Source organism: Pelobium manganitolerans (assembly GCF_003609575.1).
Classification (GTDB): Bacteria; Bacteroidota; Bacteroidia; order Sphingobacteriales; family Sphingobacteriaceae; genus Pseudopedobacter; species Pseudopedobacter manganitolerans.
In genome coordinates, this window is the sequence record NZ_MBTA01000007.1 from 26,247 (window position 1) to 35,052 (window position 8,806).

Annotated in this window: 11 protein-coding genes; 1 reads left to right on the forward strand and 10 read right to left on the reverse strand. The window is 38.1% G+C overall.

The features are described 5' to 3' along the window. The first annotated feature begins 25 nt into the window (after nt 1–25). Nucleotides 26–409 (forward strand): response regulator transcription factor, encoded by a 384-nt coding sequence (locus BCY91_RS06055; protein ID WP_078704250.1) that lies wholly within the window; start codon nt 26–28, stop codon nt 407–409. A gap of 2 nt (nt 410–411) precedes the next feature. Here BCY91_RS06055 and BCY91_RS06060 read toward each other — a convergent pair whose 3' ends face one another. The 10 genes from BCY91_RS06060 to BCY91_RS06105 all read right to left on the reverse strand — a co-directional run bounded on the left by BCY91_RS06060 (nt 412) and on the right by BCY91_RS06105 (nt 8,611). Then, nucleotides 412–1,263 (reverse strand): pPIWI-associating nuclease domain-containing protein, encoded by an 852-nt coding sequence (locus BCY91_RS06060; protein WP_120181104.1) that lies wholly within the window; start codon nt 1,261–1,263, stop codon nt 412–414. A gap of 321 nt (nt 1,264–1,584) precedes the next feature. Further along, a complete protein-coding gene (locus BCY91_RS06065; protein ID WP_113264898.1) occupies nt 1,585–2,391 on the reverse strand; it encodes a PRTRC system ThiF family protein in 807 nt (268 codons plus the stop codon). Continuing rightward, nucleotides 2,391–3,110 (reverse strand): PRTRC system protein B, encoded by a 720-nt coding sequence (locus BCY91_RS06070; protein WP_120181048.1) that lies wholly within the window; start codon nt 3,108–3,110, stop codon nt 2,391–2,393. Before BCY91_RS06070 ends, BCY91_RS06065 begins: the two co-directional genes overlap by 1 nt. Then, a complete protein-coding gene (locus BCY91_RS17855; RefSeq protein ID WP_245989011.1) occupies nt 3,107–3,340 on the reverse strand; it encodes a hypothetical protein in 234 nt (77 codons plus the stop codon). The genes BCY91_RS06070 and BCY91_RS17855 overlap by 4 nt, the downstream gene beginning before the upstream one ends. Before the next feature lie 5 nt (nt 3,341–3,345). Next, nucleotides 3,346–4,269 (reverse strand): hypothetical protein, encoded by a 924-nt coding sequence (locus tag BCY91_RS06075; RefSeq protein ID WP_245989010.1) that lies wholly within the window; start codon nt 4,267–4,269, stop codon nt 3,346–3,348. A 17-nt stretch (nt 4,270–4,286) separates the two neighbouring features. Next, nucleotides 4,287–4,505 (reverse strand): PRTRC system protein C, encoded by a 219-nt coding sequence (locus tag BCY91_RS06080; protein WP_037438461.1) that lies wholly within the window; start codon nt 4,503–4,505, stop codon nt 4,287–4,289. Nucleotides 4,506–4,532: 27 nt separating this feature from the next. Then, nucleotides 4,533–5,132 carry a PRTRC system protein E gene (locus BCY91_RS06085; protein WP_078704255.1) on the reverse strand — a complete coding sequence of 200 codons (600 nt, stop codon included), beginning with the start codon at nt 5,130–5,132 and terminating at the stop codon, nt 4,533–4,535. Nucleotides 5,133–5,184: 52 nt separating this feature from the next. Next, a complete protein-coding gene (locus BCY91_RS06090; RefSeq protein ID WP_113264894.1) occupies nt 5,185–6,258 on the reverse strand; it encodes a DUF932 domain-containing protein in 1,074 nt (357 codons plus the stop codon). A 44-nt stretch (nt 6,259–6,302) separates the two neighbouring features. Further along, complete coding sequence (locus tag BCY91_RS06095; protein WP_113264893.1) at nt 6,303–6,680, reverse strand: single-stranded DNA-binding protein; 378 nt, start codon at nt 6,678–6,680, stop codon at nt 6,303–6,305. Nucleotides 6,681–7,345: 665 nt separating this feature from the next. Continuing rightward, nucleotides 7,346–8,611: a site-specific integrase gene (locus BCY91_RS06105; protein WP_078704261.1), complete on the reverse strand. Its 1,266-nt coding sequence runs from the start codon at nt 8,609–8,611 to the stop codon at nt 7,346–7,348. Nucleotides 8,612–8,806 lie beyond the last annotated feature (195 nt).

An 8,806-nucleotide genomic window follows, 5' to 3' on the forward strand; every position in this document is an offset into this window, starting at 1 on the left:
CATTAACTCAAAATCTGACAATATTATGGAAACTGGTACAGCACAACAAAAAATCACTCTCGCATTTATCAACGACAAAAGCCCTATTTTAAATGGTATCTGCCAAGACCTTGTCGCTTCAGGAACTGAAGTCTTATTTCGTTCGGAAAGCATTGAAGATGGACTATCGCAATTGTTTTCATTGAATGAACTTCCCTATGTTTGCATTATTGACCTTGATTTTTACGACAAGAATGTGCTGACACAGCTTCAAGAATTGAGGACAAAATATCCAACCATAAAACTGATTGCTCATAGTGATATTGATGATGAGAAAGTAGGAAAGGCAATTTTAAATATAGGGTTTTCAAGTTACCTTCTTGTTGGTAGTGATACTATGAATTTTAAGAAATTGATTTTCAACGCTTAAGACTATATTTCATCTTCATCATCTCCATACCAGCTTGAAGTATCTACATCGTAATCATCAACCTCAAACTTAGTGGATGGAAAATCATCATCGATTTGATAGCGTATCTTCGTTTCAAAAGGAAATGTTTCTGGCAAGTCTAATCCATCACCTTCACGTCTTTCTCTATTAGATCCATATTCAAGAATCACATGTAAATCTCCAAAGACTTCCACTACAATTTCATATTCATTAATTTCTGAAATATGATATTCTGACACCTCACTATATTCCAATGAATGATGAGGTGCGAGCCGATCAACATTCTCAAAAAAATTAGTTACAACGGATGATATCATATGCTCTTCAATATGTCCATCAAGGAATTGTTTAAGATCTTCACGATAGTTCTCAATTGTTTCTACTAAAGCAATGAAGGAGTTAAGTACATCTTGGCTCATACGCTCAACTTCAGAATCGCTAATATCGAACACCTCAGGATTAATATGAGTGTACTTGCTTAAAGTATTGATTGTTTCTTTTACCTCCTTTATCATGTCTTTAAGTTCGTCAACATCAAATCCCCAGCTATCTAATAAAGCGTCTTCTATTCCACCTTGAACTGCGTATTTAATCCTTTGGTTTCTTGTAGGCTTTCCGTCAGTAGTTTCGGGACTAAACCAAACACAATTTTTCACACGTTCTTCAGGTGCAAGGTTATATAAAAAATGTCGTGATAACTCCCTTATAGAGTATGCAAAATTATTAAAGCGAAGTTTGTTTGTTCGATCATTTAGGCTAGCAAGTGAAGCTTCAAATAAATCCTGTTCAAATTGATTTGATAATAATTGCTTTATTTTTTCTGCTTTTTCCATATTGTCTATTTTATTTAGGATATAGTCAAATTTAAAAAATAATATGGCGCGATTTTTAATGTGACGATAAAATCTAATCATGCGACGTTCTTTTGCTTCTTTTCTTTGGTCGCTGTGTGAAAAGAAAAGAAGTCAGTGCTAAATACAACAAATGGGATACTAAATATCCCAAGCAAAAACTCGCAACCTGTTTGGTAAAATGTAAGGAAAGGGAATTGTGTAGTGGTGCATTTTGACAAGGGGGTTGCACCTATTCTAAATGCAAAAATGCGTTTCCGACCAAAGTGAGGAATTGCATTTTTGCCCGCCCGATTTTTCGGGTCAGGCGACTTTTATCGGGTGGGTACGGAAATCTTTCAGATTATGAAAAAATCCCTTGTATTCGGTCATTCCTCTGCGGAATAAGTTCCACAATAAGGAACAACCCATTTGTGTCAATGAGGAATTGATAAACAAGTCCTGGTATTCCAATGCTTCGGCAAGGGAGCAACTTGGCGTGTTGTCTTCTTGTTCGGATTGCTTCAGCAATTCGCCAAATTCATCGGTAACAAATGGCAGGCTTGCCACCGTTTGGTATTTCTCGGAATTGGGTTGCTTTATCTCTCCGATAGTAGATAGTAGCACTTGTCCTGTATGCTGGCTGTTGCCAAAGTCTAACCAATATTTCGGCTCATCTTGATAGTGTCTGCGGTAACTTAGTTCTTTCAGAATTTCAGCAACGCCAAACCTCGCCTGTACATTATCCACACAAGTAATGGTAATGATTGCCCTTGCTTTTTCGGGCATTCTCCCAAACTTGTCCTTTTCAAATTTTATCGTTTCGGCTTTCCAATTTGTACCCGCCCAACGGTTGCAACGATTGATCAAGGCAACGGATTTGTATAATCCTGTTTCACTTTCTGCAAAACGCTGTCTGCCTAAATTAGCACTCGTGATAACATCATCATCCCAAAGGCGGACTTGCAACCCTGCGTGTCCTAATGCTATCAAACTTTCGTTTATTTCCATTAAAGCGGTCAATACTTTTGAGCCTGTGCCACCTGCTCCGATAAGGTTTACCGAAATCGGGTTTGTCGGATTGAGCAGATAATTGTCCGTAAAATGGATTGCTGTTTTTGCTGTATTCATCACAATAGATTTTTAAGGGTTTTGTTATTCTTTTTTAATACTTCTTTAGGAAAGGGTTTGTCTGTGTTGATAAGGTCTTTCCAAAGGTTTACAATGTTTTTTTTCGTCAAGTTTTCGCATAATGAATGGCTGAAATAGGAATTGAAAAAATAATGTTCCCAAGCCTGTATAAATTCCTCAACCGAAGCCGAATTTTTAATGTCAATACTAACAGTACCCATACATACGTTGCCTTTTTCGTAGATATTGAAAAATGGGACGTAATGCAATGGCGTTTTCTCGGTAGGTCTTCTGTCGCTTGCCAAAGCAAATACCGTAAGACTGCTTTTGCTCGCTAACCAAAGCATTGGCGGTACTTGTGCCTTTCCGTTGGGTATGCCCAAACTATCCACAAAATATATCTGCCTTTGCTGTGTTTTGGTGTACCATAGCACCGTACCTTTTTCGCTCGGATTAATATGCAGAATGTTGGTAGGCAAAATTCCCTTTGGCTTTAAAAAGGCTGTGTTTTTTTCTTCATCCGTCTGTAAAGCCTTTGCCAAAATGTTAGCTTCTTTTACTGTCAGTGGGTGGGCATTTATAGGCGTTCCATTGCTATCCATATCAAAATGCTCCACGTACATATCGGTATCTGTTCCTTTGGCTTCGTAGAAAACCAAAGCAGATTTTGGGTGGTACAATGTTCCGAAATGGTCTGTTATATCTGTTGTTGTGTTCATTTTTCTATCGTTTTGTATTCGTATAATAATCCACTCAAATCATTTAATAAATCAAACAAACGGTTCTCAAAATCGAGGTTGGCTGTTGGTATTTCGCTTCCGTCAAATTGCTTGGAAATAGTTGGCTCTTCCATTGCTCCGTACTCGTTAAATTCATTGTTGATTGTATCTGAAAGGCTTTCGTATAACCAGCCTTTAGTATCTGCAATAAATGAAATGTACTTTTCCATTCCGATTATTTCATTCTCGTCATTATCATAAGGTCTTTTTCGGGCAATGTTGCGTTTCTGAAAATATTTTCGCTTGGATATTCAGTATAAAGGGCAAACGCATTGCGAGCAATTTTCCAACATTCGCTATCGAACGTATCAACACTTTTAAATCGGTTCAAACGCTTTTCAAATACCTTTAGATTGATGAGGTTGAATAACTTCTGTTCCACCTTATCGCCAATGTATTCGGCATTTCTCAACTCACGTTTGTTGGTTTCGGTTTCTGCCGTTTCCTCGTCCTGTTCAACCCAATCGTTCATCATTTCGTAAAGCCAATACAAATAACTTTCTTCTTGTCTGTAATAGGGAATTTGGGCAATGTGGTACAGATAACTGCATACTGATAGTAAAAGCTGTGCGGTCTTTTTACGCTTCTGGTCTTTGAGTATTTGAAAGAGTGGCACAACTGGAATGTAATACAAGGTTGTACCTGTGTTGTACCGTTCCTCACTTGTAAAGTAGGTTTTCTTGCTATCCTGTATCAATTTAAAACCTTCCCAATTGATATTGGTACGTTTTACTTTGGTTTCCATATCCCACATAGACAATACTATATTGTATGGAAACTCAAAATCTTGGGTCTGCATTGGCTCAATGCTGTGATGCTCGGCAAGTTTGGAAAGGGACTTGTGAAAATCCCTCTCCGTTTTCTGACAAGCCTGTACGGATTTTGCTGTTTTCAGTTTTGGCAGAAACGTACACTTTAAAATACCATTGGTAGCATTGCTATCGGTACGGACTTCTGCTTGTCTTTCTGCACTTGGTTTGCATCCTTTGGTCTTTGCATCCAATTGGCAAACTCGCCCAACTGTCGGTGCAATTGCCGTTGTCGTTTCTGTTCGGGTATGCTGATAGTTCCCGATATGATGTTGCGTTGCATAATTCATCGTTTTAAAATTTTGGTTTAACCTTTCGTACCCATTACGCTCTCAAATTTGTACTCGACTGCATCATCTTTTATTTGTGGTGCTGATACTTTTGCGGTTGTCAAAATCGGGTACATATTGGCGTAAAAATTCATTACGGCTTCCACGCTCCAACGTGGTTCGGGGTCGGTCAGTCTGATGTCCTGTCCTTTATCTTTGAGTATGAAAACTCGCTCTAATTGCGTTGCTAATAACATAACTTTCTGATTTTGGGGTTAACACTTTTATTCTTCTTCGTCCGCTTCATCAATAGGATAATCGGCAGTAACTGCTTCCTCTGGCGATTCATGTGGTGCTTCTTCCATTGTTCCGAAAAGGCTCGGTGTGGCAAACTTGTCGGATAATGATGTTTTGCGTTTGCGTATCTCGTCCGCTTTTTCGGGAAACTCCGTTATATCGGGTACTTTCATCCACGCTTCACGGAACTTACCCTCTTTCTCCAACTCGTCAGCCTTTACTATAGCATCTTTAAATTTCTTGTCTTTGGCTTCTTTTTCCTTTTTCTCCTTTTCGGCTTTTTCTTTCTCGATTGCCGATTGTTTTTTAACTTCTTCCAATTGCTTTAAGAATTTTTCCATATCCACCATTAAGCCTGATATTTTTTGTATAGGTTTGGTAATCTGTTCAAAAAATCCCTCGTCAAACTCTTGGGGCGTGGCGTTAAATGTCAATGGGGGAATACCGTTTTTGGCACTATCTCCGCATTGTTCGTTGTTAAGCAATACTGTTACGATTAGGTTGCTTTCTATTCCTTTTGAAATGTTCAGTTGTAATACTCCTGTAAAGTCCAACTGCTGTATCTGGTTGAAAAAATTTGTATTCATTGTTATGAAATTTTGTAGGCTACCACCGATTAAGGCGGTAGCCTGTTGTTATTTAATTAAGGTTTAGGATTTCTGCACCATCTAAAGCAAAACCATTACACAAGTCAAATGCTTTCTGTGATTTGAGTTGAGCAGTACCACCCAATACAATGCTTTGTAATTTGGCTTCGTCATTCTTGTAATTTCTCACGTTCTGATAGTAGCCTGTAACAGCGTTATACGCTCCGAACAAAGTGCCTTTTGTTGTGTCCATTTGCTGTGTATCGCTTATCATTGCGTATGCAAATGCGTCCTCAACGGTATTTTTGAACACGGTGGAAATTTCATCCATAGCACCCTTTTTTAGCAAATCAAAGGTTTCCTTATTCGGGCAAAGTGCCAATTGGATTAGCTTTTTAACCTCTTGGTCTGTTACCTTCACTTTTGCCCACTCATTGAAAATTCCCTCTAATTGGTTGCTCAATGTGTTGGCAAGTCCCATAATCTTGTGGGCATTTTCTATACGTTGTTTTGCTCCCGAAGTATGTTTGATACGAACCACATTGGTCATACTGCGTAACGAAGCGTTTAAGGTGTTTTGGCAAACTATACGGATAGGAGTAAATGCGGCTGTGATACTTCCGCTACCATCGTGCGAAGTGGTTAGGAAGATGTACTTTTCCGTAACATCATCGCCATTACCGACACGGATGTAGTCAGGCAATTTGGCTGTGATGAAAATACGTTCTCCGTTTCCTAATGCTCCTGCGGTTTCATAGAGAATACCCTCGCCACCACCTACAATTGCATCAAAGAAATTAAAGGCTTCACGATTTTGTACTATGTGGTAATCCTTTCCGACTACTCCCAATACTGCATTGTTATCGGTGCGTATGTTAGCAAAATAGTTAGGTACTTCCAATTCACTACTGCCTATCTCAATACCGTTAGCCGTTTCGATAATGCCCGAACCTTTTGTAAATAGTGGGGATTTTACGACTTCGTAATCTAACCCTGCGTGCTTGATAGCTTCTTCGCTTGTCGGGTACTGTTCTACGATTTGCCCCAAACCGTGCCACGCTTTTTGCTGAACGCTAAAAAATGAATAACGTCCTGTTCTCTCGTTGAAATTGATATTATGTGCCATAATGCTTAAAATTTTGATGTTAAAAAATGATTGAATACTCGTTGTTAAAATGGTAGGTCGTCTTCTGTCTTATTATTGTTTGTGCCTGTGGTGGCTTGTACCGTTTCCGTTTTTTTGCCACCGCCGTGCAGTTTGATTTGTGAGGTATGGAAATTCAGTCCTGCTCTTGGCTCTCCGTCATTGCCTGTCCACGCTCTTGTACTTACTCTTCCCGATAGTTCTACCAAAGTGCCTTTTGTAAGTAGCTTGGCTACATTTGGGGTTATCCAATAGGAGCAATCAAAATAGGTTGTTTGCTCTACACGCTCACCTTGTTTGTTACGGTAGCTGTCGTTGGTCGCTACTGAAAAATTTACTACTTGTTTGTCCTGTGACGTTGTGCGTACTTCCGCATCTCTTGTCAGTCTTCCTGTAATGTTCATGATTTCTACTTTTTTGCGTTATTAATTTTGTTCTGATTTTTCCCTTGATTTATTCGGCAATGAGAGGAGGTGCTGAAGTTTCGTTTCACTCTTTTGCCATTTCCAATGCTGTATTTTTTCATTTCTGACATTTTTTTTATTCGTCTAAAGAGCCGGAGTATGCTTTGTTTCGTTTCACGAGCATAAAAAGGTTAGTGTTTAGCAGGAACAAGGTTTTGTCAAAAAAATACGACCCGAATGGGTGGAGATTTTTTTTGCAAACCAGGAAGGCACGACCTTGTTTCTGCGTTAAGAACACGGAAATACCTTTGCTCTTGAAATGGAACAAAAAAGCATATCGGTTCTTGAATAAAAAATCATGTGGAAGCACTTGAAAAAGGCATTGAGGAAATGGCCTTATGATTACAAAACCTGCAATTACATTTAGCAGAATTTATTTTAGTATCTCAAAGTATTGTGGCTTTGGAGGCCACGTAAACGGTACTGAAAATATTTGTTGAGGGATAAGATTGGATAGTTTTTCAGTATGGTTTATTAAGTCATCCTGCCAAAGCTCTTTTATTGCATGGGATGGGTGCTGGAGGAATAAATGTGCTTTTGAGGATTAAGTATGGGCATAAAAAAAGCAGGACATAATCCTGCTTCGCTCTGTGTGTATATAAATTCTAAATGATAACCTCTTTCTCCATTTCAGAAAATGCGGCTTCCATTCCTGCAAATTTATGCGATACCAAATCCATATCCTTGCTAATTTTCTGACTGGTAATCTTGGCATAGATTTGAGTGGTAGAAATGTTTTTATGTCCCATCATTTTGCTAAGGCTTTCAAGGGGTACACCCTCTGTTAAAAACATTGTTCCAAATGTGTGCCTTGCGGTGTGAAAGGTTACTTTTTGTTCTGTAACAATCTCTAATTCTTGAACAAGTTTGTCTATATGGCTATTACAAATTTTATTAGTTGGAACAGGAAAAATAAAATCATTTCGGGTAGTACCTTTATATTTTTCAATAATACGTTTGGGTATTTCCATAAGCCTAACATTAGAGGCAACATCAGATTTTTGTCTTCGGCTTATAATCCAATCGTGACCATCAAAAAAGGATTGTATGTTAGTACTTTTAAGTTGTTTAATATCTATATAAGATAGTCCTGTAAAACAGCTGAATACAAAAAGATCCTTTACAATTTCATAATTTTGTTTTGAAGGATTGTGTAATAACAGGGACTCAACGTTTTCCTTGAGTAAATAGCTACGGTCATTTTCCTTCATCGCTATTTCATAATCTTCAAAAGGATTTTTCCTGATAAGACCGTTTTTGACAGCTATTTCCGCAACACGATAGAGTGGCATAGTATATACCCAAACAGTATTGTGTGTGCACTTTTTGTCTATTCTAAGGAAGAAATCAAACTCTCTGATAAAATCACACGTCAATTCCCTGAACGCCATGTCATCACGATGATACCTGCTTTTGATAAATTCAGTAACGTGGTTATAGACAATTTTGTATTTGTAGTAGGTACTTTCGGAGCGTTCTCCTTGTACTACCATTTTCCCAAAATCGTCATTGTTCTTCTTAAAGACTTTCAGCAAGGAATCTTCCATAATACCAACACCGAGAAATGCAAGTTTCAGCTTTTGTGCCGTTACAAAACCCTCGTGTTTCAGCATATCTTCATAAAGGGTATCAATACGTGCCCGTATATTATCCAATTTTTGGTTAATACCTAGTGCTTTTGCACTCTTGCCTTCAACTCTTCCATACTTTAAATCCCAATTATTTGGGTTGATTTCTAACTTTGTTCCTAAAGTCTTAGGTGTTCCATCAATAGTAATACGTGCCATAATCGGGGCATTACCGTTCTTTTTCGGCTCGTTCTTTTTCAGGTAGAAAAGTAATTTGAACGTAGATTTTTTTGTCTGCTCCATAACTCAAATGTTTAATGTTTAAAATTAAATTGTATTGAGTTACAAGGGAATATGAAAAATAGGGCAAAACACTGAAATATAATCTGTTACACCTTTAATTACCTTTGCTAATCGGTAACGAATTAGTAACCTATCTTTGTATTTTTAAGACCAAAACCTATCAGACACCGAGTTCCAAACTAAGACTACTGTTTT

What these genes read in the sequence shown, in the direction of transcription:
- BCY91_RS06095 (WP_113264893.1), bottom strand. Translation starts at nt 6,680, where the DNA reads ATGAACATTACAGGAAGACTGACAAGAGATGCGGAAGTACGCACAACG.
- BCY91_RS06105 (WP_078704261.1), bottom strand. Translation starts at nt 8,611, where the DNA reads ATGGAGCAGACAAAAAAATCTACGTTCAAATTACTTTTCTACCTGAAA.
- BCY91_RS06065 (WP_113264898.1), bottom strand. Translation starts at nt 2,391, where the DNA reads ATGAATACAGCAAAAACAGCAATCCATTTTACGGACAATTATCTGCTC.
- BCY91_RS06090 (WP_113264894.1), bottom strand. Translation starts at nt 6,258, where the DNA reads ATGGCACATAATATCAATTTCAACGAGAGAACAGGACGTTATTCATTT.
- BCY91_RS06085 (WP_078704255.1), bottom strand. Translation starts at nt 5,132, where the DNA reads ATGAATACAAATTTTTTCAACCAGATACAGCAGTTGGACTTTACAGGA.
- BCY91_RS06060 (WP_120181104.1), bottom strand. Translation starts at nt 1,263, where the DNA reads ATGGAAAAAGCAGAAAAAATAAAGCAATTATTATCAAATCAATTTGAA.
- BCY91_RS17855 (WP_245989011.1), bottom strand. Translation starts at nt 3,340, where the DNA reads ATGGAAAAGTACATTTCATTTATTGCAGATACTAAAGGCTGGTTATAC.
- BCY91_RS06075 (WP_245989010.1), bottom strand. Translation starts at nt 4,269, where the DNA reads ATGAATTATGCAACGCAACATCATATCGGGAACTATCAGCATACCCGA.
- BCY91_RS06080 (WP_037438461.1), bottom strand. Translation starts at nt 4,505, where the DNA reads ATGTTATTAGCAACGCAATTAGAGCGAGTTTTCATACTCAAAGATAAA.
- BCY91_RS06055 (WP_078704250.1), top strand. Translation starts at nt 26, where the DNA reads ATGGAAACTGGTACAGCACAACAAAAAATCACTCTCGCATTTATCAAC.
- BCY91_RS06070 (WP_120181048.1), bottom strand. Translation starts at nt 3,110, where the DNA reads ATGAACACAACAACAGATATAACAGACCATTTCGGAACATTGTACCAC.